Here is a 25,092-nt window from a genome sequence, read left to right as displayed (position 1 = left end):
GACGAGATTTTCAGGAGCGTTCGATGTCCGACACACTGCAACACACACCGCTGCATGCCCTGCACCTGGAGTTGGGCGCGCGCATGGTGCCCTTCGCCGGTTACGCCATGCCCGTGCAATACCCTCTGGGGGTGCTCAAGGAACACCTGCATACCCGTGCGCACGCCGGGTTGTTCGACGTTTCGCACATGGGTCAGATCCTTTTGCGCGGCCCAGGCGCCGCAGCGGCGTTGGAGCGCCTGGTACCGGTGGACATCCTCGACCTGCCGGTGGGCCTGCAACGCTATGCATTGTTCACCAACGACCAGGGCGGCATCCTCGATGACCTGATGGTCGCGCGCCTGGCCGACGACGAGCTGTTGCTGGTGGTCAATGCTGCCTGCAAGACCCAAGACCTCGCCTACCTGCGCCATGCGCTGAGTGGTCAGTGCGATGTGTTGCCGCTGTTCGAAGAGCGCGCCCTGCTGGCCTTGCAAGGCCCTGCCGCTGTCGGGGTGCTGGCCGAACTGGCGCCCGAAGTCGCGGACATGACCTTCATGCAAGTACGCACGCTGGACATTCTAGGCGTGTCCTGCGTGGTCAGCCGCTCGGGTTACACCGGCGAGGACGGTTACGAGATTTCCGTACCCGCCCCTGCCGCGCAAGCGCTGGCCCGCCGGCTACTGGCCGCACCGGACGTGCAGGCCATCGGTCTGGGCGCGCGCGATTCGCTGCGTCTGGAAGCGGGGCTGTGCCTGTATGGCCATGACATGGACAGCGCCACCACCCCGGTTCAAGCCAGCCTGTTCTGGGCCATCTCCAAGACACGCCGCGGCGACGGCATACGCGCCGGCGGTTTTCCGGGCGCACAGGTGGTCCTCGCGCAGCAACGCGAAGGCGTGGCGCGCAAACGGGTCGGCTTGTTGGCCAAGGACCGCACACCGGTACGTGAAGGCGCGGAGCTCGTCGATGCCGCTGGTCGGGTCGTGGGCAAGGTCACCAGCGGCGGCTTCGGGCCTACCCTCAATGCGCCGTTGGCAATGGGCTATGTCGATATCGAACATGCGGCACTGGACAGCGCGCTGTTCGCAATGGTGCGCGGCAAACAAGTGCCCATGCACGTGAGCAAAATGCCTTTCGTCACGCCGCGTTATCACCGGGGTTGAAGGCTTGGCCCATGTTCGTTTTCGAACCCTGACCGTGGTTTTGCGAAAGGCCTGCAGGCCAGGCGGCATGCCGTTTCCGACAGAAATGTCGTATCTGCGCATGCCCTCTGAAAGGTGCCTCAGACAGGACTTGTTTTATCCGAGAGAGTTGGCGTAGAGTCTTTTCCACTGTGTTTGCATGGGTCGCCAAAGTGGAATCGTGACCCGGGCCAGTAGCCGAAACCGCTACCACCCGTTCGACGCCAGACTTCCTGCAACCAGCCCAGTGGCGTTCACTTCACACCTCAAGTGAACCACTGTCATCACAACCCAAGTTCCATAGGAAGCAAGATCATGGCAGAGCGTCAGAACGGTACCGTCAAGTGGTTCAATGACGAGAAAGGTTACGGTTTCATCACCCCAGAATCCGGTGCTGACCTCTTCGTGCACTTCCGTGCCATCCAGGGCAACGGTTTCAAATCCCTGAAGGAAGGCCAGAAGGTGACCTTCGTTGCCGTTCAAGGCCAGAAAGGCATGCAGGCCGACGAAGTTCAAGCCGAAGGCTGATCGAAGCTCCGCAAAAAGCCCCTGCCAAGTGCAGGGGCTTTTTTTTGTCCGTAGAATGCGCGCTTCGTTTACCGGAGCCGCTACGCATGCCAACGTCCACGCTGCAACCCCAGGGTGACTTCCCGCCCGCCGGCCTCGCCCGGCGCCTGGCCGCCGTGTTCTACGACGCACTGCTGTGCACGGCCCTGCTGATCGTGACGGCTGGGCTCTACAAGCTGGTCCAGATGGCGTTCATCGGCGAGGCGCGCATGCGCCAGTTGACCGAAGCCGGTGCTCTGGACGGCGACCCGCTGCTGTCCACCCTGCTGCTGTTCGCGTTGTTCGGCTTCTTCGCCAAGTTCTGGACCCATGGCGGGCAGACATTGGGCATGCAAGCGTGGGGGGTCAGGGTGCAGAACGCCGACGGCAGTGCGATCAGCCTTTGGCAGGCCTTGCTGCGCTTCATGGTGGCCATCGCTTCGTGGCTATGCCTGGGGCTGGGTTTTTTCTGGGCGCTGTTCGACAAGCATCAGCGCACCTGGCATGACCTCTACTCCAACACCCGATTGGTCAGGGTGCCGAAAGCGAGAAAGTAGCAGCGTGGAGATCGAGCCAGGGGACCGGGATCGGCACCCCTGGCATCACGGTATCAGCCGGCTCGGCGCAACAGCCAGACCCCGGCCACCATGCAGATCGCTGCGGGCAACACCACTGCCAGCAGTGGCGGGAAGCCGAACACCTGGCTGGACGGCCCCAGCAGTTCACCGGCGATGCGGAACACGAAGCCCACCAGTACGCCCGTGAACACGCGCTGGCCCAGGGTCACGGAGCGCAACGGGCCGAAGATGAAGGAAATCGCCATCACCACCAGCGCAGCGGTGACCAACGGCTGCAGCACTTTGGTCCAGAACGCCAGCCAGTAGGCGGAGTTGTTCAGACCCTGGTCGGACAGATAGTGGATATAGCTCCACAAGCCGCTGATCGACAGCGATTCGGCGGGCAAGACCACGGTGTTGAGCAGCTCCGGCGTCACCGAAACGTCCCAATGTTCCTGCTCGGCTTTGACCACTTCGGTATGGTCGCCGCGGAAGAAGGTGGTGCTGACATCATTCAGCGTCCACTGCTCGTTGGCGTAGGTGGCGCGCCGCGCGAAGCTCGAGGTCATCACCTGGCGCTGCTCGTTGAACTGGTAACGGGTGACGCCGATCAGCAGGCCATTGGGCTGTACCGAGTTGATGTGCACGAACTCGTTGCCCTGGCGATGCCACATGCCGCGCTTGGAACTCAGCGCCTCACCGCCGCCCTGGGCCAGCGAGCGGTCGGCCTGGGCCTTGCTTTCGGTGGCCGGTGCCACGTATTCGCCGATCAGCAGGCCTGCCAGCATCAGCACCAACATGGGTTTCATCACCGCCCAGACGATGCGCCCGATCGACACCCCGGCCGCACGCATGATGGTCAGCTCGCTGCTGCTCGCCAGGCTGCCCAGGCCGATCAGGCAGCCGATCAGCGCGGCCATGGGCAGCATGTCGTAGAGCCGACGGGGCGCGGTCAACAGCACGTACATGCCGGCGTCGAGCAGGCTGTAGGTGTCGCTCAGGTCGCCTATTTCGTCGATGAAGGCGAACAACGAGGCCAGGCCGAGGATGATGCCCAGCACGGCCAGAATGGCCAGCAGCACGCTGCTGCCGATGTAGCGATCGAGCTTACCCACGGGCCACCTCCGCACGACGGGCCGCGCGTTTGAGGCGTAGCGGCTCCCAATACATCAGCCCGAGGCCGATGGCCAGGAACAACCCGTGCACCCACCACATGCCCAAAGCGATCGGCAGCTTGCCCTTCTCCAGAGCGCCACGTACGGAAATCAGCATGGTCAGGTACGCCATGTAGAGAAGAATGGCCGGCAGCAGCTTGAGGAAGCGGCCCTGGCGCGGATTGACGCGTGACAGCGGCACCGCCATCAAGGTCACGATGAACACCAGGATCGGCAACGACAGGCGCCATTGCAGCTCGGCCCGCTCGCGCAGGCCCTGCTCAGCGAACAACTGCTGCGTCGGGATGGCTTCACGGTCGGTGACTTCCTGACTGACTTCGGGCTTGGGCAGCAGCACGCCGTAGGTGTCGTACTTGATCGCGCGATAACTGGCTTCGCCCGGGTTGCCGTCGTAGCGGTAGCCGTTTTCCAGCACCAGGTAGCGATTGCCGTCGCCGCGCACCTCTTGATGGCCGCGCTCGGCCACCAGTACCGTCGGCGCACGGTCCTTGGTCTTGTCCTGGTTGAAGCGTTTCTCGGAGATGAACACGCCGTCGAGCTTGACGCGATCGTCGGAGAGCTGTTCGGTGTAGGTCACCCGAGTGCCGTCGCGCAGGGTCTGGAAACGGCCCGGCACCAGCGTGTCGAACTCGGTCAGGGCATCCTGCTGGTTGATGATCCGCTGCACCTGCGCCACGCCCTGGGGCGCCAGGCTCAGGCTCAGCCAGGCGACCAGCAGCGCCACCAGGGCCGCCGGCGCCAGGGTGATGGCGAGCAGACGCTGCTGGCTCATGCCGGTGGCCGACAGCACGGTCATTTCGCTTTCCAGGTACAGCCGGCCATACGCCAGCAGGATGCCGAGGAACAGCCCCAGTGGCAGGATCAACTGCAGGAATCCGGGCAAGCGGAACCCCATGATCAGGAACAGCACGCTCGGGTCGAGGATGCCCTGCGCGGCCTGGGCCAGGTACTTGATGAAGCGCCCGCTCATGATGATCACCAACAGCACGGCGCTGACGGCGCTCAAGGTCACCAGGACCTCGCGAGACAGATAACGGAAGACGATCAAACCAGAAACTCCTGGGTTGTCAGGGGCGAAGTGCCAGACAAGGAAATCGGACAATCAGGATCATAGCCGGTTCGCCGAAGCCCACCGACTGCAAAAGTGCGCGCATTATCCTGGGATTGATGGCCTCTGTCACTTGGTGCGGTGCCCGGCCACGGCCCGGGGTTGTCAGTAGGGTCGGCGGAGGGTCAAACTGGCAGCTTTTCCACTGGCATGCGAGCAGGCGGCCCGCGCATCGCGACGCCTGCGTCCGACAACGCCACACCAATGACCATCTGGGGACCCGACATGGAACTGGTTGTAAAAAGCGTCGCTGCTGTATCCGTCAAAACCGCCACGCTGGTGCTCTGCGTCGGTGAAGGTCGCCTGTTGGGCGCATTGGCCCAGCACATCGATCAGGCGAGCAACGGTGCCATCGGCGCGGTACTCAAGCGCGGCGACCTGACCGGCAAAGTCGGCCAGACCCTGCTGTTGCAGGCCCTGCCCGGCCTCAAGGCCGAACGCGTGCTGCTGGTCGGCATCGGCAAAGAGCAGGCCCTGAACGACCGCAACTGGCGCAAGGTGGTCAACGCCGTTGCCAGCGTGCTCAAAGGCCTGGGCGGCAGCGATGCCACCCTGGTGCTCGATGACGTCGTCGTCGAAGGTCGCGAAGGCCACTACGGCAAATACCGGCTGCTGGCCGAAACCTTGCTGGCCGGCACCTACGTGTTCGACCGCTTCAAGAGCCAGAAGGCCGAACCGCGCGCGCTGAAGAAGATCACCCTGCTCACCAGCGAGGCTGGCTTGGCCGAGGTCGAGCGCAGCCTCAAGCACGCCCGCGCGATCAGCGCCGGCATGGCCTTGACCCGCGACCTGGGCAACCTGCCGCCGAACCTGTGCCACCCGAGCTTCCTCGCCGAGCAAGCCAAGGACATGGGCAAGGCGCACAAGAACCTCAAGGTCGAAGTGCTCGACGAGAAGAAGATCAAAGACTTGGGCATGGGCGCCTTCTATGCCGTCGGCCAAGGCAGCGAGCAACCGCCGCGGTTGATCGTGCTCAACTACCAAGGCGCCAAGAAAAGCGAAAGACCCTACGTACTGGTGGGTAAGGGCATCACCTTCGACACCGGTGGCATCAGTCTCAAGCCTGGCGCCGGCATGGATGAGATGAAGTACGACATGTGCGGCGCGGCCAGCGTGTTCGGCACCCTGCAAGCGGTATTGGAACTGCAGTTGCCGATCAACCTGGTGTGCCTGCTGGCCTGTGCCGAAAACATGCCGAGCGGCGGCGCCACACGTCCTGGCGACATCGTCACCACCATGAGCGGGCAAACCGTGGAGATCCTCAACACCGACGCCGAAGGTCGTCTGGTGCTGTGCGACACCCTCACCTATGCCGAGCGCTTCAAGCCACAGGCCGTGATCGACATCGCCACGCTCACCGGCGCCTGCATCGTCGCCCTGGGCAGCCACACCACTGGCCTGCTGGGCAACGACGACGGCCTGCTGAGCCAGCTGCTCGATGCCGGCAAACGGGCTGACGACCGCGCCTGGCAGTTGCCGTTGTTCGAGGAGTACCAGGAGCAGCTCGACAGCCCGTTCGCCGACATCGCCAACATCGGCGGGCCGAAGGCCGGGACCATCACCGCTGCGTGCTTCCTCTCGCGCTTCGCCAAGCAGTACCAGTGGGCGCACATGGACATCGCCGGGACCGCCTGGATCAGCGGCGGCAAGGAAAAGGGCGCCACCGGCCGTCCGGTTCCGCTGCTGACGCAATACCTGCTCGACCGCGCAGGAGCCTGATGCCACATCGCCAGTGGCGCCCGTGCGCCGCTGGCCGGCATTCCAATCATGGCCAAAGTCGATTTCTACATCCTGCCCACCGACTCGCTCACGGCGCGTCTGGATTTCGCCTGCAAGCTCTGCGAAAAAGCCTGGCGCCTCGGGCACCAGGTCTACCTGCATTGCCAGGACGAAGACCAGCGCGGCGAACTCGACCAACGCCTTTGGCACTTCAAGGGCGAAGCGTTCGTGCCCCACGGCCCGGCAGAGCTGGACCCTGTCGGCCGAGTGGTATTGGGTATCGGTGTTTCGGCCCATGGGCATGCCGACCTGCTGATCAACCTGGGCAGCGACGTCCCCGCTTTCGTCGGCCAGTTCCAGCGGGTAGCCGAAATCGTGGTGGAAGCGCCCGCTGTCCGCCAGGCCGCACGTGAGCGATTCCGTTTCTATCGGGAACGGGGCTACGCTCTTACCGATCACCGCCTACAGCGACTTTGACGACCATGGACAAGCCGATGACTTCCCCCAACCACTCTGCCCACCTGCTCGATGACCTGGAGTCGATCCGCGAGCTGCTGGGCGATGCCGACCTGCAACCCCCTCTGCTCACCGAAACGGTGGAACCGGCACCGTCGGCCAGCGCGGCACAGAACAGCGCTGCGTCGTCCGCCAAGGTGTCAGCCGGCACTGGCGATCTTCACGACGCGCAGGCCCGTCGTCAGGACACCCTGCTGCACCTGGACAGCGAATTGCGCGCAGCGGCCCAATCGATCATGCAGGACGTGATCAACGACTTCACGCCACACATCGAAACCGAGATCAAGCGCCGTCTGGCGGTGCGTATGGAGCGTTTGCTCAACGCAAAGGAATGATGCAGCGGTGGCCCCAGGCCGCCTGCTGGAGGCGGGCCTGAGGCATGGGAGGTGCGGCCTCAGCCGAAAGGCTTGAGGCCCTGGCGCATGCCGAACAGAAACAACAGCAGGTCATGATCGGGCCTGGCCTGGTCTTGTATCTGGGCTCTGGGTGCTCGCGGCAAGGCGCATTGCCCTGCCAATTCGGCTTTGCTGAACACCAATGGGCGCGGTTGTTCCCAGGCCGCCGCCGCAGCCGTGGTGACGGCCAACGCAGCGATGAAGAACAAAGCTCGTGCTATTTCTAGTTTCATTGCCCTAACCCTTTGACTGCGCTGCCAAACGCTGTCTCGTAAAAGTAGAGCAAGGAACGGAAATGTGCGTCCGAAATGGACGAGTGGCGCTGCAATTGCCCCAGATCTTTCGCGGCCGCGCTCTGGCACCTCAAGCGCCGACGCGCTTTTTCCAGATCCAGCAGCGCCGTTTCGACCTGCGCGTCCTCGCCTTCCCCTACCACCTTGACGAACACATGCTTGCCGTACAGGCAGCTGTGCTGCCAGTGCCCTCTGTGCATGCGCGCCATGTTTTGCGCCAGATCCTTGAGCATGCGCTGGTGCACGGCTTCGGGGTAACCGGTCAGGGCACCGGCGGCGTACCAGCTTTCCAAGTCGACGAAGCCTTCCAGAGCCTCGCTCACCAACAGCGCCTGCCATTGATGGTTGGCATCGCGGCGCGCCTGGCAGAACACGATGCGTGGCACACGTACGCCCAGGCGCGCGCAACTGCTCAAGGCATCCTGCTCGCGCAGCACGGTCGGACGCCCGAACGGATGCAGCCAGCTACGGTACAGGTGGCCCGTCTGGCGCTTGGCATACAGGCAGTGACCCTGGCCGTTGTCCAGGCGCTGCACACCGCTTTCGCCTCCCCGGCGCTGGTTGGGCTCTTCGACCCACTCTCCTTTTTGCTGCCAGTAGAAGTCGAACTGCGAGGCTGGGTTCTGGGCACTTGCCATGATCACTGTCTCTTGCGTAATAGATTGATTAGCCATACGGCATAGCCTGGCAGCACCGTCATACGCGGTTGAATGCAAAGCCGATCGAGAAAAAGCGTGTTACGGATGTGGCTATGGGTAACACGGTGCTTCGAGGCAAAGCCTCACAAGCCGATGCCGCAGCAGTTGCCTTGGCGGGTCATAGGCCTGCGAAAGTGGCCGATAGCTGACAGCACGAACGGCGATCCGTGCCCGTAACGCCTTGAATTATTTTGCCATTGTGCAAATCGACGATTCGATATGGCAGCTCGCGGAATGTATTCCCGAACGGCGCGACCTATAAAGGCCATCAACGTGTGCAAACTACGTACCGCCAGTGAGCGCCTGTCGAGCATTCCCAAATGTTGTCGAGCTTGACCTGCAAAGCTCTATGGCCCATTGCTGCCCGAAACATTTTGAACCAAATATTCGGGCACTTCCTCCACTTTCTATCGGGCGAGCAACGCAGCCACGCTCTGACGCTGCTCGACCGTTGCCCTTTCTGTCGCTTCCGGAGCTCGCCATGGTTCAAACGCCCCTGCTCATCGGCTTCATCATCATGTCCCTCTCCTCCTTGGCCATCTATGCCAAAGGTGCCCACCACGGACCTCTGCGCGGCCATACCCTGCTTCACGCCGCAGTGCCCTTCATCGCGGCCACCGCCTATCTGGCCATGTACCTGGGCCTGGGCAACTTGATCAAGCCGGACGGCACCGTGACCTATGTCGCGCGTTATCTGGACTGGACGTTCACCACACCCTTGTTGCTGGCAGGCGTAGTCAGCTCGGCGTTTCTCGGCGCGCGCGAACGAGATGGCCGAGCAGGCTTCATCGCTTCGATCGTGGCCTTGGACGTGGTGATGATCGTCACCGGCCTGGTTGCCTCGCTGGCACCTTATGGAACGGTGAAATGGGTGTTCTTCGCCTGGTCCTGCGCCGCCTTCGCCGGTGTGCTGTATCTGATGTGGAAGCCTTTGGCAGCACTGGCCGAACAACATGTTGCAGTCGGCAGCGCCTACCGCCGCAACATCGGTTTTCTTACTTTGCTGTGGCTGATCTATCCGGTGGTGTTCGCCGTCGGTCCGGAAGGCTTGGGCCTGGTCAGCGATGCTTTGACCGTTTGGGTATTCCTGGTGCTCGATGTCCTTGCCAAGGTGGTCTATGCCTTCACCAGCGAAGGCAACCTGCGCAATGCGTTGGTCGATCGAGGCGCCTGAACGTGCGTGCCGCAGGCCAAGGCTGGCTGGCACTGGTGCTGTGTGCGGTTGCCGTCAGCCTGATCGGCGGCAGCCTGCCACTGGCCTTTGCCGTGGCCGTCGGGCTAGGCCTGGGTCTGTTGCATGGAGCGAGCGACCTGCATGTGGTCAATGCAGCACGGCGACTGTCTTTCATCGCCTGTTACCTTGCCGCCGCTCTCGCCTACCTGGGGCTTTGGCAAATTGCCAGCTCCGTAGCCCTCATAGTCTTTCTGCTGCTGTCCGCCTGGCATTTCAGTCACGAAGACGAATGCTTCGAGCATCCCTGCGAGCGCCTGGCCTTGGGCGCTTTCATCATCGGCGCCCCTGCCGTATTGCACAGGCAAACGGTGGGGCAGCTGCTCGATTTGGCTTCGGGTAATCACACCAGTGCATTGGCTATTGGATTGGCGAATGCGCTGGCCGTCTCAGGCGTCCTGGCCAGTGCGGTACTGCTGGGGGCTGCCTGGCGCAAAAGCGATGGGCGCTTGGCGGCGATAGTCGTCGCGACCCTGTGCCTGCCACCTTTGACTGGGTTCGCGCTGGGTTTCTTTCTGTTGCATGCCGCACCACAGACCCGCACACGGCAGCGCCTGTTAGGCATGCGCAAGCTGGGCGACTACCTGCGGATGACACGCTTGGTACTGGCGGCAGCCGCCTTGTTCGCCCTGATCGTCGCTGTCGTGTTCGTCCAGCAGGAGCATACGGGTACTCGCTCGCTGTTTGCCGTACTGGCCGCGTTCGCCATACCGCACATGCTGGTTTTGCCATGGTTCGTGGTCGAGCGACCAGCGCCAGTCCACTGATCCTCGGAGCATACCTTCGCACTCCTCGTCACCTCGCGAACGCGCGCCAGCCCAGGCAAAGGCTCTCGGCAAACGGGCCGCCGGGACTCGTGGCTAAGCCTACTCGTTGGAGGGAGCCTTGTGCGCCTCTGCGTTCAGATCGAGCACCTCCTTCGGGCCACACAGGTCCACCTGAAAACGACAACCATGGGGCAAGGTCGCGCTGAGCTTGACCTGCCAGCCCTGGTCGTCGCATATCCGCTGCACCAACGACAAGCCCAGGCCCAGACCCTCGCCACGCCGTTCGGCACCCCGCACGAAGGGTTTGAACATCGCTTCGCGCTGCTCCTCCGGGATGCCGACGCCGCTGTCTTCCACGCTGAAGCCATCGGGGTTGAGGCTCAGACGGATGTAGCCGCTGTCGGTGTAATGCGCGGCGTTGCGCAGCAGGTTGCCCATGACCGATTGCAGGAACGTGGCGTTGTATTGTTGTGGACCAGCACTGACCCGACCGTCGTAGTACAACGCGAGCCCCTTCTGCTCGACGGTGTCGCGCCACACACCGATCAGGTCATCGGCCACCTCGCGCACGGTGGCGCGCGAGGCGATGGCATTCTCGTCATGCTGGGCACGCGCCAGCATGAGGAAGGTCTTGACCAGCTCGCGCATCTCCTCGGTAGCTCGGGCGATACGCTCGACTTGGCTGCGCGAACGGCTGTCGAGGTTGGGATTGACCATCAGCAGTTCACAGGAGGTCGCCAGTACCATCAATGGCGTACGCAGTTCGTGGCTGACGTCGCTGGTGAACAGCCGTTCGCGGGTCAAGGCATCGCGCAGCCGGCCCAGCGTGTCGTCGAAGGCCACCGCCAGTTGCCCCACTTCGTCGGCGGCGTAGTCCGGCGCCAGGGGCGGTGCCAGGCCCAGCAACTGATCGCGGTGCCGCACCTGGCGCGCCAAGCGGATCACCGGCGCCATCACCCGCCTTGCCAGCAACCAACCGAGCACGGTGGCCAGCACCAGGCTGAGCACGAAGCCCACCAGCACTACGGCGAACAGCAGTCGCTCGCGCTCTTCGAAGTCGCTCTGGTCCTGCAGCAGCACATAGTGCCGGCCATCGACCACCTCGACCATCGCGTGGTACGACAGCTGGTCGCGGAACACCTCATGGAAGCCGGTTTCCAGATGGCGCAGGTCCCTGGGCAGCTCGAAGTCGTCGCGCCCACCGTCGAAATAGAACAGCTGGTCGGGGCGCGGCCGGTGGCTCCAGTCGCTGACGCTGTCCATGCGCAGCAGACGCTGCAGGTCGCCGCCGAGCACCGAGGAGATCAGACGCTCTTCCACCAGGTGCACGGTGGACACGATGCCGATACCGAAGGCGCCGGCCACCAGCGCGCTCATCACCGCGAAGGCGATGATGATGCGCTGCGCGAGGCTCTGCTTAAACTCCATCACGACCCTCGGCCAGGCGATAGCCGACACCATGCACGGTGTGCAGCAACGGCTTGTCGAATGGCTTGTCGATCACTTGGCGCAATTGGTGGACATGGCTGCGCAGGCTGTCGCTGTCGGGGCAGTCGTCGCCCCACAGCGCCTCTTCGAGCACTTCGCGGCGCAGCACGTGCGGGCTTTTCTGCATCAACACGGCGAGCAGCTTGAGGCCGACCGGGTTGAGCTTGAGCAGACGGCCCTCGCGGGTGACCTCCAGGGTGTCGAGGTCGTAGCTGAGATCGGCCACCTGCAGCGTGCGCCGCCCGCCACCCTGGGCACGGCGCAGAATCGCTTCGATGCGCGCCGACAGCTCGGACAGGGCGAACGGCTTGAGCAGGTAGTCGTCGGCGCCGGAACGAAAGCCCTGCAGGCGGTCGTCGAGCTGGTCGCGGGCAGTGAGCATGATGACCGGCGTATCGCGGCGGGCGTCCTCGCGCAGGCGTTTGCACAGGGTGTAGCCATCGATGCCGGGCAGCATGATGTCGAGCACGATGAGGTCGTAATGTTCGGTCGCCGCCAAGTGCAAGCCGGACAACCCATCCTGGGCGCAATCGACGGTATAGCCTTTCATGCCGAGATAATCGGCGAGGTTGGCCAGGATATCGCGGTTGTCTTCCACCAAAAGAATGCGCATCGGGGTCTCCTGTGCAGTGCTGGGGCGCGGCGCGGCTGGCGCAGCTTAAGGCTTTCGGTCATGGCGACGCCAGCGTTGCCGGCCATTTAACCCAGACCCGATAAGAAACGATTTATACGCCATAACGAAAAAACCCCGCACAAGGCGGGGCTTTTCCTACAGCAAGGTGAGACCGGCTTACATCATGCCGCCCATACCACCCATGCCGCCCATGTCAGGCATGCCGCCTGCGGCTTTTTCTTCCGGCAGCTCGGCGACCATGGCTTCGGTGGTGATCATCAGACCACCGATCGAAGCGGCTGCTTGCAGCGCGGAACGGGTGACCTTGGCTGGGTCGAGGATACCCATTTCGATCATGTCGCCGTATTCGCCGGTTGCAGCGTTGTAGCCGTAGTTGCCCGAGCCCTGCTTGACCTTGTCGGCCACCACGCTTGGCTCGTCGCCGGCGTTGGCAGTGATCTGACGCAGTGGCGCTTCGACGGCGCGGCGCAGCAGAGCGATACCGACGTTCTGGTCTTCGTTGTCGCCTTTGAGGTCGACCAGTGCGGCCAGGGCGCGCACCAGGGCAACGCCACCGCCAGGTACCACGCCTTCTTCGACGGCTGCACGGGTAGCGTGCAGGGCGTCTTCGACGCGGGCCTTCTTCTCTTTCATTTCGACTTCGGTGCCGGCACCGACCTTGATCAGGGCAACGCCGCCGGCCAGCTTGGCCAGACGCTCTTGCAGCTTCTCACGGTCGTAGTCGGACGACGTGTCGCCGATCTGGGCACGGATCTGCGTGACGCGCGCCTGGATGTCGCCTTCCACGCCAGCACCGTCGATGATGGTGGTGTTTTCCTTGGAGAGAACGACGCGCTTGGCGTTGCCCAGGTGCTCCAGGGTGGCGGTTTCCAGGGACAGACCGATTTCTTCGGAAATGACGGTACCGCCGGTCAGGACGGCGATGTCCTGCAGCATGGCCTTGCGGCGATCGCCGAAGCCTGGTGCCTTGACTGCCGCGACCTTGACGATGCCGCGCATGTTGTTGACGACCAGGGTCGCCAGCGCTTCGCCTTCGACGTCTTCGGCCACGATCAGCAGCGGACGGCCGGCCTTGGCGACGGCTTCCAGCACAGGCAGCAGTTCGCGGATGTTGGAGATCTTCTTGTCGACCAGCAGCAGCAGCGGGCCTTCCAGCTCGGCGACCATGGTGTCCGGCTTGTTGACGAAGTACGGCGACAGGTAGCCGCGGTCGAACTGCATGCCTTCGACGACCGACAGTTCGTTGTCCAGACCCGAACCTTCTTCGACGGTGATCACGCCTTCTTTACCGACCTTTTCCATCGCTTCGGCAATGATCTGGCCGATGGACTCGTCGGAGTTGGCGGAGATGGTGCCGACCTGGGCGATGGCCTTGGAATCGGAGCACGGCTTGGACAGGTTCTTCAGCTCGGCGACGACGGCGGTGGTGGCCTTGTCGATGCCACGCTTGAGGTCCATCGGGTTCATGCCGGCAGCGACGGCTTTCAGGCCTTCGTTGACGATGGCTTGGGCCAGGACGGTGGCGGTGGTGGTGCCGTCACCGGCTGCGTCGTTGGCCTTGGAAGCGACTTCCTTGACCAGTTGCGCGCCCATGTTCTCGAACGCGCACTTGAGTTCGATTTCCTTGGCGACGGAAACGCCGTCCTTGGTGATGGTCGGCGCGCCGAAGCTCTTGGCCAGTACTACGTTACGGCCTTTCGGGCCGAGGGTGGCTTTGACGGCGTCAGCCAGAACGTTGACACCGACGAGCATTTTCTTACGGGCGGAATCGCCGAATTTTACGTCTTTAGCAGCCATGATCGTTTAATCCTTGAAATTCTGTGGGGTCACGGAAATCGGGGGAAATCAGCCTTCGACGACAGCGAGGATTTCGTTCTCGCTCATCACCAGCAGGTCTTCGCCGTCGACTTTCACGGTGTTGCTGCCCGAGTACGGACCGAACACGACTTTGTCACCCACTTTGACGGCCAGGGCGCGGACTTCGCCGCTGTCCAGAACTCGACCGGTACCGACGGCAACAATTTCGCCGCGGTTCGGCTTCTCGGCCGCGCTGCCCGGCAGGACGATACCGCCAGCGGTTTTCGATTCTTCTTCGCTGCGACGGATGACTACGCGGTCATGCAGAGGACGAAGCTTCATTGTCGATCTCTCCCAAATTGTGGTTTTCATCGGCCGGTGTCGACACCGGCGGTTAATGCGTTCCGGCGTTGCCGGAGATGGCCCGCCGCGGGCGAGCCATCGCTGTCATGTCTGGCGATGTGCGCCAGAAACCTTGCGGTGTCCCATACATGAGGTCGGCAACGTCGATTACAAGGCCGTAGAAAAATATTTTTTCAGATGCAGGGAACGTAAATGCGAACGGCCCCGTCATGGGGCCGTTGCAGGGAGGGCAGGATCACTGGTCGCGGCGTTCGTATTCGCCTTCGATGACATTGGGCCGTTGCAGCCCCTCACGCGGCTGGGCGGCGGAAGGCTCGTCGCGGAACGCCCGCTGACGGGCGGCCTGCGCCTCGGCACGGGCGCGCAGCTTGCGCGCCGCGAAGTGGCGGGTGAACGGCAGCAGGCAGATCAGGCCCACTACGTCGCTGACGAAACCGGGGATCAGCAGCAGACCGCCACCCACGGCCAGCATCAAGCCCTGGAACATCTGTTCGGCAGGCAATTCGCCGCGCTGCAGGCTTTCACGGGCGCGCAACGCCGTGGCCAGGCCCGCTACCCGCATCACCAGCAGGCCCAGGGCAGAGCCGGCGATGATCAGCAGCAACGCCGGTAGAAATCCGATGGCCCCGGCGACCTTGACGAAGACGAACAACTCAAGCACCGGGAAGATCAATAGAAGCAGGAGAAAAACACGCATTACAGGAATCCTCGCGCAAGACAGTCTTGCTGTGAGACCTCTAGATGGTTGCGACGACTCTGTATTTCAACCCGCAGGCTGTTCGCAGACAGGCCATTGTTCGGCGCGAGCCAGCAAAACCAGGGCTTCGCGAACTTGTGTCGGGTTATTGCAGATTTGCGGGAAGGGCAGCCAGTGCAGCGCCTGACCGATACGCAGGTGCATGCCTTCGCTGTCGATGCCGACCAGTGCCGCGGGAGGCGTGTCCGGCAGCTGGTTAAGGCCAACGTAATGGGCGATGGCCGAGGCATGGTCGCTGTTCATGTGCTCGATCATCCTGGCTTCGACGCTACCGGCGAAGGGGTTTGCCAGGGTGACGTCGTCGAGCCAGTGGATGGCGCCGAAGCCGCCGATGTAACGGTGGCGCACGGGTTGCAGCACCCACAAGTCGAAATCGTGGGCCTGGTGGTAGCCGGCCGCCTCGGGGAAATAACGGTAGTAACGCTCCGCAGCGGCGGCGATGGCGCTGGCCTCGTCGAGCTTGCGCGCCTGCGCCAGCAGCGTCAGGCGGCCTACGGCCTGCACGTCTTCGGCGTCACGCTCGCCGACCAGCAGCGAACACTTGGCGTCCTGCTTGAGGTTGTGGGTGTGTTGCGCGATACGGCTGATCAGCAACAGCGGCCAGCCCTGCGCGTCCAGGCAGTAAGGCACCACCGAACCGAAGGGGTAACCAGGCATGGACTTGGAGTGGGTCGACAGCACGCCGCGGTATTCCTTGAGCAACAGCTCCCGGGCAGGACGATGGGCGGGGGTACTCACGAAGGGCGGCTCCTGACGAAGAAATGACCGGGCACACGATAGTCATTTACGCCGTCAGGTGCCAGCCGCCGGAGCGCTGCCAGCGGCTTACCAGTTGACGCCGAAGCCTGCGGTATAGCGGGTTTTCTCGAGGTCGCTGTCCTGCGTACCGCTGATCACGTTGCGCTCGGCCTTGAGGTTGAGCGACGCCCATTCGGTCACCTTGTAACGCACGCCCAGCTCGGCATCGAGCGAGTAGTCGGCGACCGATCCCAGCGGCTTGCCGACTTCACCGTTGGTGAAGAACTCGAAGCGCTTGCCGATCAGGTAGCGGTTGTAGTCCCACTTCATCGCCACCGAATAGAAGTCGTCCTTGCCGCCGTCGCGGTAGGCGTAGTCGGTGCGGTTGAGCAGGCTGCCGAGCGAGAAGGCGCCCAGTTCGTTGTCCCAGAACTGGTAGCCGGGGCCGGTACCGACGGTGCGCTGGCGTTCCAGGTCTTCGATGTGGTCGCGGGTATAGTCGATGCGCCCTTGCCAGAACCATTGGTCGGTCAGGAAGCGGTCCAGCGAGTACTCGGCGGTCCAGTTGTCGTTGGTGGTCACGTCGTCCTGGGTATCGCGGTTGTATTCGCCGTCGGCGGTGTGCCGCCAGCGGCCATGGCGCGCGGTGGTCTTGAAGCCGATGTCGTAGTTGTCGGTATCTTTTTCGGCGCGCTTGTAGTCCAGCGCGGCGTCGATCCGGCCTTTCCACACCAGATCTTCGACCACCGGCTTGGGCTTGAGGATCTGCTCGATGCTGGCCAGCTCGACGGTCTTGGGCGCTTCGCCGTTGGCCAGAATGACCTTGCCCGCCTCGGCCGGTTGCAGCGACTTGGCGTGCTCGCCCTCGTAGGCGCCTTGCTTGACCAACAACTGCTGGTCGCTTTCGAGGGTCTTGACCTCTTTCCAGTCCAGCGCGATGGCGCCACCGTACTTGGTGTCGAGCAGCAACTTGCCGCCGTCGAAGACCTTGATGGTGCCGGTCAGGCGGTCACCGTTCTTCATCCAGACGGTATCGGCCAACGCCGGAGCGGACAGGGAAACAACAACGAGAGACAGCAAAGCTCGAGAGAACATAAGCGAATCGTAAGGCTCGAAGAGTGGAAAAAACCGGGCATTATCCAGATCGCCACGGTCAGAGCAAGCACAGACACCCTTCTCGGTGTTGAGTTCCGTTCTCATTTGAATCCATTCATTCGGAGTGTTCCCATGCTTGAAGGGCTACCACGATGAGCGACCCGTCCATACCCGACCCATCGAGCGCCCAAGCCCGACGAACGGCGCTCTATGGCGTTCTGGGCAGCGTGCCGGCAGGCAAGGTGGTCAGCTATGGACAACTGGCCGAACTGGCCGGGCTGGGCCGCGCGGCCCGCTGGGTCGGCAGAACCTTGAGCCAATTGCCCGAGGGCAGTCGCCTGCCCTGGCATCGGGTAGTGGCCGCCAATGGCCGCTTGAGCCTGGCCGGCGGTACGCCTTCCGGGGAAGAGCAACGCGCCAGGCTGCGCGCCGAGGGCGTGCGAATCGATGCCGATCGTGTGGATATGGCCCGACATGGCTGGCGCCCGGTAGAGCACAGCGGGTAGAGTGCGCGTTTTGTTCATGCAACCTTGAGGCAGATAGTGGCCGATGTCCCGTAAAACCTGGCGCGCTGCGCTCGCTGCCTACGCCAGCCCCTCGACCTTGGTGCTTCTGCTGCTCGGCTTCGCCGCCGGTTTGCCCTACATGCTGGTGTTCTCGACCCTGTCGGTGTGGCTGCGCGAAGCCGGGGTCGCCCGCGAGACCATCGGCTATGCCAGCCTCATCGGCCTGGCCTACGCCTTCAAATGGGTCTGGTCGCCCCTGCTCGACCAATGGCGCTTGCCGCTGCTTGGCGGCATGGGCCGGCGCCGCTCGTGGCTGCTGCTGTCGCAGACCCTGGTCGTGCTGGGGCTGATCGGTATGGGCCTGTGCGATCCGCAACAGCACCTGTCCTGGCTGATCGCGCTGGCGGTGCTGGTCGCCTTCGCCTCGGCCACGCAAGACATCGCCGTCGACGCCTACCGCCTGGAGATCGCCGACGACCAGCGCCAGGCCGCCCTGGCCGCCAGCTACATGGCCGGCTACCGTGTGGCGGCCCTGCTGGCGACCGCTGGCGCGCTGTTCTTCGCCGAATGGTTCGGCTCGACCGGCTTCAGCTACCTGCACAAGGCCTGGACCGGCACCTACGTGCTGTTCGGCGTGATCATGCTGCCGGCGGTGTTCACCACGTTGATCATGCGCGAGCCACCGGTGCCGCTGCGCACCCAGTTGTCCGCCGCGCGCTATGGTCTCGGCCACCAGTTGGCTTCGGTGTTCGTGCTGATCATCCTGCTGGTCTCGGTGCCGGCGAGCTTCACCCAGATGTTCAACACCGACTGGGCCAGCGTGGTGTTCGGCGATGCCTCCATGCTCGACCTGGCGCGTGACGACCGCGCCTTCATGCGTCTGGTCCTCTATGTGCTGCTGACCTGGGCGTGTCTGTCGTCCATGGGCCGGCGCGGCTTGGCGCCGGTGCTCACGCCGGTCAACGACTTCATCCAGCGCTATCGCTGGCAGGCGTTGCTGCTGCTCGGGCTGATCGCCACCTACCGCATGTCCGATACGGTGATGGGCGTGATGGCCAACGTCTTCTACATCGACCAGGGCTTCACCAAGGACCAGATCGCCAGTGTCAGCAAGATCTTCGGCCTGATCATGACCCTGCTCGGCGCCGGTGTGGGTGGTTTGCTGATCGTGCGCTTCGGCATTCTGCCGATTCTGTTCATCGGTGGGGTCAGCTCGGCGGCGACCAACGTGCTGTTCGTCATGCTCGCCGACATGGGCCCGAACCTGCAGATGCTGATCCTGACCATCTCGCTGGACAACCTGAGCTCGGGCCTGGCCACCTCGGCCTTCGTCGCCTATCTGTCGAGCCTGACCAACCTCAAGTTCTCGGCCACCCAGTACGCCCTGCTCAGCTCGATCATGCTGCTGTTGCCGCGTCTGATCGGCGGTTACTCCGGGGTCATGGTGGAGAAGTTCGGCTACCACAACTTCTTCATGATCACAGCCCTGCTGGGCGTGCCGACCTTGATCCTGATCGCCCTGCAATGGCGTCAGCAATCGCGGACGGGCGCCTTGGGCGCGGCGGCCGAGCCACCATCGGAAAAGTCCTGACAGCACGGGGAGCGACCGCTCCCCTGCCCTACGCTGCGGGTATCTGCCGTACCGAACGCGCGCCGACGATCGACCACAGCGGCCACAGCGCCAACGCGCCCGCCGTGCCGGCCGCCACGGCGAAGCTCAACAGGCTGGCGCCGGCGCCGAGCACCGCCAGCAACGCGCCACCCAGGCCCAGCAACGCGATGGTGATCATGCCGAGCATGGCCGACACCAGACCTTTGCTCTGCAGGCTGGAGAACAGCGTCAAGCGGTACAGCACCGCGTTGGCAATGCCCAAACCCGCCGCGTACAGCGACAGGCCCAGCACCACGCTCAGTACCGAAGGCCACAGCCAGGTCGCCAGTACCAGTACCGCCAAACCGGCCATATAAGGCAGCAGCGCGCCGCGCAGCAGGGTCGTCAGCGGGTAGCGGTCGGCGATGCGGTTGATGATCAGGTTGCCCAGGATCAGCCCGGCGAACACCGGCAGTTGCCACAGCGCATAGGCCATCGCGCTCAAGCCTTCGTCGTGGATCAAGAGCACCGGCGACAGGCCGATCCAGGCGATCAACGGCAGGCCCACCAGCCCCAGCGCCGTGCTGCCGGCGACGAAGCGGCGATTGCCGAGCAGTTGCCCGTAACCGCGCAAGAGCGGTAACAGCTCGATCGGCGTGAACGGCAAGCGCGACCCGTCGCGACGCTCCACGCCCAGGGTTTCCGGCATCAGACGGTACAACAGCACCCAGGTCAGCACCGCACCCACCGCGAAAGCCACGAACAGCCAGCGCCAGTCGAGCCATTGCAGCATCAAGGTGCCGACCAAGGGCCCGAGCAGCGGCGAGAGCAAGGCGATGTTGGCCAGCAACGCCATCATGCGCACGGCGTCGGCCTCGCTGAAGGCCTCGTTCAATGCCGGGTAGCTGACCGTGACGACGAAGCCCAGACCCACTCCCTGCAACAGGCGTAGCAGGTTGAACAGGGTGATGTCGTGCGCCCAATAGGTGCCCAGGCACGCGGCGCCGAACAGCAGGCAACCGGTCAGCAGCAGAGGACGCCGCCCGTAGCGGTCGGCCAGCGGACCGATCAACCACTGCAACAGCACCCCGCCCAGCAGGTACAGGTTGAGCGCGTGGGGAATGTACTCGGGGCTGGCCTTGAGGTCGGCGACCACGTTGGGCATGGCCGGCATGACCGCATCGCTGGCCAGATAGGTCAGCAGTTCGAACAAGGCCAGGGTGAGCCCGAACAGCAGCGCGCGGACCGGAGTGATGTGCAGCAGTGGTTTCATGGGGCGACGTCGGCAGGAGGGTATGAGGGCAGGCTGTATGCCACAACGCCGGCAATGGCGCTGTGAACAAATGTAAAGACAGAAACGCCTGTGGGAGCCCCTCACGAGGCTCCCACAGGTTGTACGGCCCGGCAGGGTTTACTGTGCCGGTGCTTCCTGCACCACGCGGATCACCCGCTGTGGGAACGGAATGTCGATGCCCTCGGCACGCAAGCGGTCGCGGGTCTGCTCGTTGAGCATGAACATCAGACTCCAGTAGTCCGGCGTCTTCACCCAAACGCGCAGCGACACGGTGATCGAGCTGTCGCCCAGCTCCGACACCACCGCTGCAGGGGCTGGATCGGGCAGTACGCGTGGGTCCTTGGCAAGGTCCAGCAGCACCTGGCGAGCCTTCTGCAGGTCGGCGTCGTAGTCCACGCCGACGTTGAACACCACCTGGCGGGTCGGCTGGCGGTTGTAGTTGGTGATGATGCCGTTGGACAGGCTGCCGTTGGGCACGATCACCGTCTTGTTGTCGCCGGTGCGCAGCACGGTGTGGAAGATCTGGATGCTGTCGACCGTACCGCTGACGCTTTGCGCCTCGATCCAGTCGCCGATGCGGAACGGACGGAACAGCAGGATCAGCACCCCGCCGGCGAAGTTGGCCAGGCTGCCCTGCAGGGCCAGGCCGATGGCCAGACCGGCAGCACCGATGGCGGCGACGAAGGAGGTGGTTTCGATGCCGATCATCGAAGCCACGCTGACCATCAGCAGGATCTTCAGCACGATGTTGGCCAACGTGGCGATGAAGCCCTGCAAGGCCGCGTCGGAGTGGCGCAGCCCCACCAATTTGCCCAGGCGCGCGCTGAGGCGGTTGATGATCCACCAGCCGATGGCCAGGGTCAGCAGCGCCAGCAGCAGACGGCTGCCGTACTGCAGGATCAAGGGAATCCAGGTTTGCGTTTGGTGAACCAGCTGATCGACTTCAGCGTTCAAATCCATGTTTATCTCCTGATGCCGAGCGGCATGTACACGTTGAAACCGGCCGCCGGCTGGCAGCGGACACGGGAGGGGTGGACCCTGCCAGCGCCAGGGAGGTTCCTGGCGCGCTCGAATCAGTCACGGAAGTTGTTGAACTGCAAGGGCATGTCGAATTCCTTGGTGCGCAGCAGAGCGATGGCTTCCTGCAGGTCGTCGCGCTTCTTGCCGGTGACGCGCACCTGCTCGCCCTGGATGGCGGCCTGCACCTTGAGCTTGGCGTCCTTGATCTCGGCGACGATCTTCTTGGCCAGGTCCTTGTCGATGCCCTCGCGGAACACCGCTTCCTGTTTCATCTCCTTGCCCGAGGGATAGGCGTCTTTGACCTCCAGGCATTTGACGTCGAGCTTGCGCTTGACCAAGGCCAGACGCAGGATCTCGATCATCGCTTCGAGCTGGAACTCGGCCTCGGCGGTGAGGGCGACGGTCTTTTCCTTGTCCTTGAACTCGAAGCTGCCTTTGCCCTTGAGGTCATAGCGGCGGTCGAGCTCCTTGATGGCGTTTTCGACCGCGTTCTGCACTTCGTGCTTGTCCAGTTCCGATACCACGTCGAACGAAGGCATGGGTTACTCTCCATAAATGAACGGCGCGCCCGACACGCCTTCGGCCAACGGCCAGGCGGTGGAGCGCGGGTGTTTTGAGGGTTAAAATGCGCGTCCATTATAACGGGTTGCGAAACGCAGATGAGCAGCAGCTGGCATATTCTCGGCGCCGGTAGCCTCGGCAGCCTGTGGGCCTGCCGCCTGGCGCGCGCGGGCAAGGCGGTGCACTTGATCCTGCGCGACCGGCTTGCGCTGGACGCCTACCGGACCGCCGGCGGCCTGACGTTGCACGAGCAGGAACACTGCAGCCACTACGCCGTCCCCGCGCAGACGGCCAGCGCGGATACGCCGATCCACCGCCTGCTGCTGGCCTGCAAGGCCTACGATGCCGCGCCGGCCATCGCCGCTTTGCTGCCAAGGCTTGCACCCGATGCCGAGCTGATCCTGTTGCAGAACGGCCTGGGCAGCCAGGACGAAGTCGCCGAACAGGCGCCCCATGCACGCTGCATCTTCGCCTCCAGCACCGAAGGCGCCTTTCTCGAGGCGCCGTTCGCGGTGCGCTTCGCCGGCCAGGGTTTCACCTGGCTGGGCGATCCGTTGCAGACGATGCCACCGACATGGCTGGGCGACCTGGACGATGCCGGCATTCCCGCGCAATGGACGGTCGACATCCTCACCCGCCTGTGGCGCAAGCTGGCGCTCAATTGTGCGATCAACCCGCTGACCGTGCTGCACGGTTGCCGCAACGGTGGCCTGCTGGGCCATCTCGATGAAATCGAAGGCCTGTGCGCCGAGCTGTCGCTGCTGCTGCAACGCTGTGGCCAGCCGGACGCCGCGCAGGGCCTGGCCGAAGATGTGCAGCGGGTGATCCTCGCCACCGCCGCTAACTACTCCTCGATGTACCAGGACGTGCGTGCCGGGCGCCGCACCGAGATCCATTACCTGCTCGGCCATGCCTGCCGCTGCGCGACGCGCCACCAGTTGCCCGTGCCACGCCTTGAACACCTGCGCCAGCGCCTGGTCGATAGCCTGCAAGCGCGCGGCCTGCCCAGCGTCTGACCGCGCCCCTTCAATCGACAGGAAACACGTGCGCCCATGAACCTGCGCCATCGCCTGGACAACCTGCCGGTCGGGCAGAAACTCTTCGCTGCCCTGCTGGTGCTGCTGGTCACCATCCTGGTGGTCGCCAACCTGACCTTCATCAGCGCCGCCTACTGGATCACCCAGGAAAGCATGGCCCCGCAAGCGCTACAGACCATCGGCCGGCTGGCGAACAATCCGGCGCTGGCAGCCCGCGCGGGCGATTCCAGCGAACAGGCCGAACGGTTGCTCAACGCCCTGGAAAGCTACTCACCGCTGCACGCGGCCGCCGTGTACGGCAGCGACGGTCGGCAACTGGCGCAGTTGCAGCGCGACCAGCCGCTGGCCCTGCCCCAGCGCTTTCGCAACATCGATGCTTGGCGCCTAAGGGAGTTTCGCAGCACCCAGGTGATCACCCTCCCGCGCCCCGGCAGCCCCCCTGCGCATTTGCTGCTGGTGGCCAGCAGCGAACTGCCCAGTGCCTTCTACACCGGCACCCTTACCGCCAGCCTGGCGATTCTGGTGCTGGGTTGCCTGCTGTGGTTGTTGGTGGCGCGGCAGATCAAGCGTCTGATCACCCGGCCGATCAACCAGCTCGAAGAGCTCAGCCGCCAGGTGACCCGCGAAGAAAGCTACGCGCTGCGCGCCCAGCGCGGCAACGACGACGAAATCGGCAGCCTGGCCGACGCCTTCAACACCATGCTGTCGCGCATCGAAGCGCGCGAGCAGCAGCTCAAGCGCGCCCGCGACGAATTCCAGTCCGCCTTCGACCAGGCCCAGGGCCTGGCCGAGCAAACCCGCCACACCAACCGCAAGCTTGAGCTGGAAGCCCAGGTGCGTGGCAAGATCGAGAAAAAGCTCACCGGCTTTCAGAACTACCTCAACAGCATCATCGACTCCATGCCCTCGGCGCTGATCGCCCTGGACGAAGAGCTGTACGTCACGCAGTGGAACCAGGCCGCCACGGCGCTCTCCGGCACGCCCTTGGGCGAGGCGTTGAACCAGCCGATCTTCCTTGCGTTCGCACCGCTCAAACCGTTCCTGCCGCAGCTCAAGGACAGCGTCGAGAAGCACCGCGTGGCCGAGGTGGAACGGGTCACCTGGAACCATGGCGACAGCCCCCGACACTACGCCCTGACCTTCTATCCGCTGACCGGCGGCGGCGGCCGCGGTGTGGTGATCCGTATCGACGACATCACCCAGCGCCTCTCGCTGGAAGAAATGATGGTGCAGTCCGAGAAGATGCTCTCGGTGGGCGGCCTGGCCGCAGGCATGGCCCACGAGATCAACAACCCCCTGGGCGCCATCCTGCATAACGTGCAGAACCTGCGCAGGCGCCTGTCGACGGACCTGCCGCGCAATCAGGAAACCGCCCAGGCGTTGGCCGTCGACCTGGCCGCGGTCGACCGCTACCTGCACGAACGCCAGGTGCCGCACTTGCTCGACGGCATCCAGCAGGCCGGCACGCGTGCAGCGAAGATCGTCACCCACATGCTCAGTTTCAGCCGTTTGAGCAGCCGCCAGTTGGTGCCGTGCGACCTGCCGGCATTGATCGACCAGGCCGTGGACATCGCCGGCAACGACTTCGATCTGAGCGTGGGCTTCGACTTCAAGGGCCAGGCCATCCTGCGCGAGTTTGACCCTGCATTGGGGCCGGTGCCGGTCATCGCCAACGAACTGGAACAGGTGCTGCTGAACCTGCTGAAGAACGCCGCGCAATCCATTCACCAGCGCGCCCAGCCAAGCGAAGCGGGCCGCATCAGCATCCGCACGCGGATGAGCCCGCCCTGGGCGGAGATCCAAGTCGAGGACAACGGCACCGGCATGGCCGATAACGTGCGTAAACGCATCTTCGAACCCTTCTTCACCACCAAGGACATCGGCCAGGGCACTGGCCTCGGGCTGTCGGTGTCGTACTTCATCATCACCAACAACCACAAGGGCCAGATGGAGGTGCAGTCGGGCTTCGGCCACGGCACCTGCTTCACCTTGCGCTTGCCCTTGAACCCGACGGCCAGTCCGTCCCCCGCCACGGAGTCATGA

Annotated in this window: 26 protein-coding genes; 12 read left to right on the top strand and 14 right to left on the bottom strand. The window is 63.7% G+C overall.

The features are described 5' to 3' along the window. Window positions 1-23: 23 nt before the first annotated feature. The 3 genes from gcvT (at window position 24) to AA0Z93_RS12010 (ending at window position 2,266) form a co-directional block, all read left to right on the top strand. Window positions 24-1,145: a glycine cleavage system aminomethyltransferase GcvT gene (gcvT, locus tag AA0Z93_RS12020; RefSeq protein ID WP_413048735.1), complete on the top strand. Its 1,122-nt coding sequence runs from the start codon at window positions 24-26 to the stop codon at window positions 1,143-1,145. A 333-nt stretch (window positions 1,146-1,478) separates the two neighbouring features. Continuing rightward, window positions 1,479-1,691 (top strand): cold-shock protein, encoded by a 213-nt coding sequence (locus AA0Z93_RS12015; RefSeq protein ID WP_186556447.1) that lies wholly within the window; start codon window positions 1,479-1,481, stop codon window positions 1,689-1,691. An 86-nt stretch (window positions 1,692-1,777) separates the two neighbouring features. After that, window positions 1,778-2,266 (top strand): RDD family protein, encoded by a 489-nt coding sequence (locus AA0Z93_RS12010; RefSeq protein ID WP_413048736.1) that lies wholly within the window; start codon window positions 1,778-1,780, stop codon window positions 2,264-2,266. Window positions 2,267-2,319: 53 nt separating this feature from the next. Here AA0Z93_RS12010 and lptG read toward each other — a convergent pair whose 3' ends face one another. Next, entirely contained in the window at window positions 2,320-3,381 is a 1,062-nt protein-coding gene (gene lptG / locus AA0Z93_RS12005; RefSeq protein WP_413048737.1) for an LPS export ABC transporter permease LptG, read from the bottom strand. After that, window positions 3,374-4,489 (bottom strand): LPS export ABC transporter permease LptF, encoded by a 1,116-nt coding sequence (gene lptF / locus AA0Z93_RS12000; RefSeq protein WP_413048738.1) that lies wholly within the window; start codon window positions 4,487-4,489, stop codon window positions 3,374-3,376. Before lptF ends, lptG begins: the two co-directional genes overlap by 8 nt. 285 nt (window positions 4,490-4,774) lie before the next feature. Here lptF and AA0Z93_RS11995 point away from each other — a divergent pair, with 285 nt between their 5' ends. Genes AA0Z93_RS11995 through AA0Z93_RS11985 form a run of 3 tightly spaced genes read left to right on the top strand, consistent with a single transcriptional unit; the run spans window position 4,775 to window position 7,119 of the window. Beyond that, window positions 4,775-6,268, top strand: a complete 1,494-nt coding sequence (locus AA0Z93_RS11995) for a leucyl aminopeptidase (RefSeq protein WP_413048739.1) — start codon at window positions 4,775-4,777, stop codon at window positions 6,266-6,268. Between the two features lie 48 nt (window positions 6,269-6,316). Further along, window positions 6,317-6,745, top strand: coding sequence for a DNA polymerase III subunit chi (locus AA0Z93_RS11990; protein WP_413048740.1), 429 nt, complete (start codon window positions 6,317-6,319; stop codon window positions 6,743-6,745). 5 nt (window positions 6,746-6,750) lie between these two features. Then, window positions 6,751-7,119: a DNA polymerase III subunit chi gene (locus AA0Z93_RS11985; protein WP_413048741.1), complete on the top strand. Its 369-nt coding sequence runs from the start codon at window positions 6,751-6,753 to the stop codon at window positions 7,117-7,119. A gap of 59 nt (window positions 7,120-7,178) precedes the next feature. On the opposite strand, the gene AA0Z93_RS11980 is transcribed toward AA0Z93_RS11985, so the two are convergent. Together AA0Z93_RS11980 and AA0Z93_RS11975 are read right to left on the bottom strand one after the other, a co-directional pair. Then, window positions 7,179-7,412: a hypothetical protein gene (locus AA0Z93_RS11980; RefSeq protein WP_413048742.1), complete on the bottom strand. Its 234-nt coding sequence runs from the start codon at window positions 7,410-7,412 to the stop codon at window positions 7,179-7,181. Next, complete coding sequence (locus AA0Z93_RS11975; RefSeq protein WP_413048743.1) at window positions 7,409-8,110, bottom strand: lipopolysaccharide kinase InaA family protein; 702 nt, start codon at window positions 8,108-8,110, stop codon at window positions 7,409-7,411. Before AA0Z93_RS11975 ends, AA0Z93_RS11980 begins: the two co-directional genes overlap by 4 nt. Before the next feature lie 541 nt (window positions 8,111-8,651). Between AA0Z93_RS11975 and AA0Z93_RS11970 the strand changes: the two genes are divergently transcribed. Together AA0Z93_RS11970 and AA0Z93_RS11965 are read left to right on the top strand one after the other, a co-directional pair. Beyond that, the gene (locus tag AA0Z93_RS11970) at window positions 8,652-9,344 is read left to right on the top strand and encodes a bacteriorhodopsin (RefSeq protein ID WP_413048744.1); all 693 of its coding nucleotides are present in this window, start codon (window positions 8,652-8,654) and stop codon (window positions 9,342-9,344) included. Window positions 9,345-9,346: 2 nt separating this feature from the next. After that, window positions 9,347-10,168, top strand: coding sequence for a beta-carotene 15,15'-dioxygenase, Brp/Blh family (locus AA0Z93_RS11965; RefSeq protein WP_413048745.1), 822 nt, complete (start codon window positions 9,347-9,349; stop codon window positions 10,166-10,168). A 99-nt stretch (window positions 10,169-10,267) separates the two neighbouring features. Here the strand turns inward: AA0Z93_RS11965 and AA0Z93_RS11960 are convergent, their stop codons facing one another. The 7 genes from AA0Z93_RS11960 to AA0Z93_RS11930 form a co-directional block, all read right to left on the bottom strand. Then, window positions 10,268-11,596: a sensor histidine kinase gene (locus tag AA0Z93_RS11960; RefSeq protein ID WP_413048746.1), complete on the bottom strand. Its 1,329-nt coding sequence runs from the start codon at window positions 11,594-11,596 to the stop codon at window positions 10,268-10,270. Then, window positions 11,586-12,269: a two-component system response regulator ColR gene (gene colR / locus AA0Z93_RS11955; protein WP_296265328.1), complete on the bottom strand. Its 684-nt coding sequence runs from the start codon at window positions 12,267-12,269 to the stop codon at window positions 11,586-11,588. The genes AA0Z93_RS11960 and colR overlap by 11 nt, the downstream gene beginning before the upstream one ends. A gap of 177 nt (window positions 12,270-12,446) precedes the next feature. Further along, complete coding sequence (gene groL / locus AA0Z93_RS11950) at window positions 12,447-14,087, bottom strand: chaperonin GroEL (RefSeq protein WP_313739190.1); 1,641 nt, start codon at window positions 14,085-14,087, stop codon at window positions 12,447-12,449. A 48-nt stretch (window positions 14,088-14,135) separates the two neighbouring features. Next, entirely contained in the window at window positions 14,136-14,429 is a 294-nt protein-coding gene (locus AA0Z93_RS11945; protein ID WP_028696642.1) for a co-chaperone GroES, read from the bottom strand. Window positions 14,430-14,685: 256 nt separating this feature from the next. Further along, window positions 14,686-15,147: an FxsA family protein gene (locus AA0Z93_RS11940; protein WP_413048747.1), complete on the bottom strand. Its 462-nt coding sequence runs from the start codon at window positions 15,145-15,147 to the stop codon at window positions 14,686-14,688. Window positions 15,148-15,213: 66 nt separating this feature from the next. Next, entirely contained in the window at window positions 15,214-15,945 is a 732-nt protein-coding gene (locus AA0Z93_RS11935) for a HugZ family protein (protein ID WP_413048748.1), read from the bottom strand. An 87-nt stretch (window positions 15,946-16,032) separates the two neighbouring features. Then, window positions 16,033-17,040 carry a DUF481 domain-containing protein gene (locus AA0Z93_RS11930; RefSeq protein ID WP_413048749.1) on the bottom strand — a complete coding sequence of 336 codons (1,008 nt, stop codon included), beginning with the start codon at window positions 17,038-17,040 and terminating at the stop codon, window positions 16,033-16,035. 152 nt (window positions 17,041-17,192) lie between these two features. On the opposite strand from AA0Z93_RS11930, the gene AA0Z93_RS11925 reads away from it, so the two are divergent. Continuing rightward, on the top strand, window positions 17,193-17,546 hold the full coding sequence (locus AA0Z93_RS11925; protein ID WP_413048750.1) for an MGMT family protein: 354 nt from the start codon (window positions 17,193-17,195) through the stop codon (window positions 17,544-17,546). 43 nt (window positions 17,547-17,589) lie between these two features. After that, window positions 17,590-19,137 carry an AmpG family muropeptide MFS transporter gene (locus AA0Z93_RS11920; RefSeq protein WP_413048751.1) on the top strand — a complete coding sequence of 516 codons (1,548 nt, stop codon included), beginning with the start codon at window positions 17,590-17,592 and terminating at the stop codon, window positions 19,135-19,137. 28 nt (window positions 19,138-19,165) lie between these two features. Here AA0Z93_RS11920 and AA0Z93_RS11915 read toward each other — a convergent pair whose 3' ends face one another. From AA0Z93_RS11915 to AA0Z93_RS11905, 3 genes are all read right to left on the bottom strand, one after another. Continuing rightward, the gene (locus AA0Z93_RS11915) at window positions 19,166-20,410 is read right to left on the bottom strand and encodes an MFS transporter (protein ID WP_413048752.1); all 1,245 of its coding nucleotides are present in this window, start codon (window positions 20,408-20,410) and stop codon (window positions 19,166-19,168) included. 138 nt (window positions 20,411-20,548) lie between these two features. Further along, window positions 20,549-21,391, bottom strand: coding sequence for a mechanosensitive ion channel family protein (locus AA0Z93_RS11910; protein ID WP_413048753.1), 843 nt, complete (start codon window positions 21,389-21,391; stop codon window positions 20,549-20,551). Between the two features lie 113 nt (window positions 21,392-21,504). Next, window positions 21,505-21,990 (bottom strand): YajQ family cyclic di-GMP-binding protein, encoded by a 486-nt coding sequence (locus tag AA0Z93_RS11905; RefSeq protein WP_413048754.1) that lies wholly within the window; start codon window positions 21,988-21,990, stop codon window positions 21,505-21,507. A 120-nt stretch (window positions 21,991-22,110) separates the two neighbouring features. Here AA0Z93_RS11905 and AA0Z93_RS11900 point away from each other — a divergent pair, with 120 nt between their 5' ends. Then, window positions 22,111-23,028, top strand: coding sequence for a putative 2-dehydropantoate 2-reductase (locus AA0Z93_RS11900; protein WP_413048755.1), 918 nt, complete (start codon window positions 22,111-22,113; stop codon window positions 23,026-23,028). Window positions 23,029-23,064: 36 nt separating this feature from the next. Then, window positions 23,065-25,092: an ATP-binding protein gene (locus AA0Z93_RS11895; protein WP_413048756.1), complete on the top strand. Its 2,028-nt coding sequence runs from the start codon at window positions 23,065-23,067 to the stop codon at window positions 25,090-25,092.

This window comes from Pseudomonas phoenicis, from assembly GCF_047302395.1.
Taxonomy (GTDB): Bacteria; Pseudomonadota; Gammaproteobacteria; order Pseudomonadales; family Pseudomonadaceae; genus Aquipseudomonas.
The sequence above is the reverse complement of the archived record's forward strand: the minus strand, read 5'-3'. Positions and strand labels throughout refer to the sequence as shown.

What these genes read in the sequence shown, in the direction of transcription:
- gcvT (WP_413048735.1), top strand. Translation starts at nt 24, where the DNA reads ATGTCCGACACACTGCAACACACACCGCTGCATGCCCTGCACCTGGAG.
- AA0Z93_RS12015 (WP_186556447.1), top strand. Translation starts at nt 1,479, where the DNA reads ATGGCAGAGCGTCAGAACGGTACCGTCAAGTGGTTCAATGACGAGAAA.
- AA0Z93_RS12010 (WP_413048736.1), top strand. Translation starts at nt 1,778, where the DNA reads ATGCCAACGTCCACGCTGCAACCCCAGGGTGACTTCCCGCCCGCCGGC.
- AA0Z93_RS11995 (WP_413048739.1), top strand. Translation starts at nt 4,775, where the DNA reads ATGGAACTGGTTGTAAAAAGCGTCGCTGCTGTATCCGTCAAAACCGCC.
- AA0Z93_RS11990 (WP_413048740.1), top strand. Translation starts at nt 6,317, where the DNA reads ATGGCCAAAGTCGATTTCTACATCCTGCCCACCGACTCGCTCACGGCG.
- AA0Z93_RS11985 (WP_413048741.1), top strand. Translation starts at nt 6,751, where the DNA reads ATGGACAAGCCGATGACTTCCCCCAACCACTCTGCCCACCTGCTCGAT.
- AA0Z93_RS11980 (WP_413048742.1), bottom strand. Translation starts at nt 7,412, where the DNA reads ATGAAACTAGAAATAGCACGAGCTTTGTTCTTCATCGCTGCGTTGGCC.
- AA0Z93_RS11975 (WP_413048743.1), bottom strand. Translation starts at nt 8,110, where the DNA reads ATGGCAAGTGCCCAGAACCCAGCCTCGCAGTTCGACTTCTACTGGCAG.
- AA0Z93_RS11970 (WP_413048744.1), top strand. Translation starts at nt 8,652, where the DNA reads ATGGTTCAAACGCCCCTGCTCATCGGCTTCATCATCATGTCCCTCTCC.
- AA0Z93_RS11960 (WP_413048746.1), bottom strand. Translation starts at nt 11,596, where the DNA reads ATGGAGTTTAAGCAGAGCCTCGCGCAGCGCATCATCATCGCCTTCGCG.
- colR (WP_296265328.1), bottom strand. Translation starts at nt 12,269, where the DNA reads ATGCGCATTCTTTTGGTGGAAGACAACCGCGATATCCTGGCCAACCTC.
- groL (WP_313739190.1), bottom strand. Translation starts at nt 14,087, where the DNA reads ATGGCTGCTAAAGACGTAAAATTCGGCGATTCCGCCCGTAAGAAAATG.
- AA0Z93_RS11945 (WP_028696642.1), bottom strand. Translation starts at nt 14,429, where the DNA reads ATGAAGCTTCGTCCTCTGCATGACCGCGTAGTCATCCGTCGCAGCGAA.
- AA0Z93_RS11940 (WP_413048747.1), bottom strand. Translation starts at nt 15,147, where the DNA reads ATGCGTGTTTTTCTCCTGCTTCTATTGATCTTCCCGGTGCTTGAGTTG.
- AA0Z93_RS11930 (WP_413048749.1), bottom strand. Translation starts at nt 17,040, where the DNA reads ATGTTCTCTCGAGCTTTGCTGTCTCTCGTTGTTGTTTCCCTGTCCGCT.
- AA0Z93_RS11925 (WP_413048750.1), top strand. Translation starts at nt 17,193, where the DNA reads ATGAGCGACCCGTCCATACCCGACCCATCGAGCGCCCAAGCCCGACGA.
- AA0Z93_RS11920 (WP_413048751.1), top strand. Translation starts at nt 17,590, where the DNA reads ATGTCCCGTAAAACCTGGCGCGCTGCGCTCGCTGCCTACGCCAGCCCC.
- AA0Z93_RS11915 (WP_413048752.1), bottom strand. Translation starts at nt 20,410, where the DNA reads ATGAAACCACTGCTGCACATCACTCCGGTCCGCGCGCTGCTGTTCGGG.
- AA0Z93_RS11910 (WP_413048753.1), bottom strand. Translation starts at nt 21,391, where the DNA reads ATGGATTTGAACGCTGAAGTCGATCAGCTGGTTCACCAAACGCAAACC.
- AA0Z93_RS11905 (WP_413048754.1), bottom strand. Translation starts at nt 21,990, where the DNA reads ATGCCTTCGTTCGACGTGGTATCGGAACTGGACAAGCACGAAGTGCAG.
- AA0Z93_RS11900 (WP_413048755.1), top strand. Translation starts at nt 22,111, where the DNA reads ATGAGCAGCAGCTGGCATATTCTCGGCGCCGGTAGCCTCGGCAGCCTG.
- AA0Z93_RS11895 (WP_413048756.1), top strand. Translation starts at nt 23,065, where the DNA reads ATGAACCTGCGCCATCGCCTGGACAACCTGCCGGTCGGGCAGAAACTC.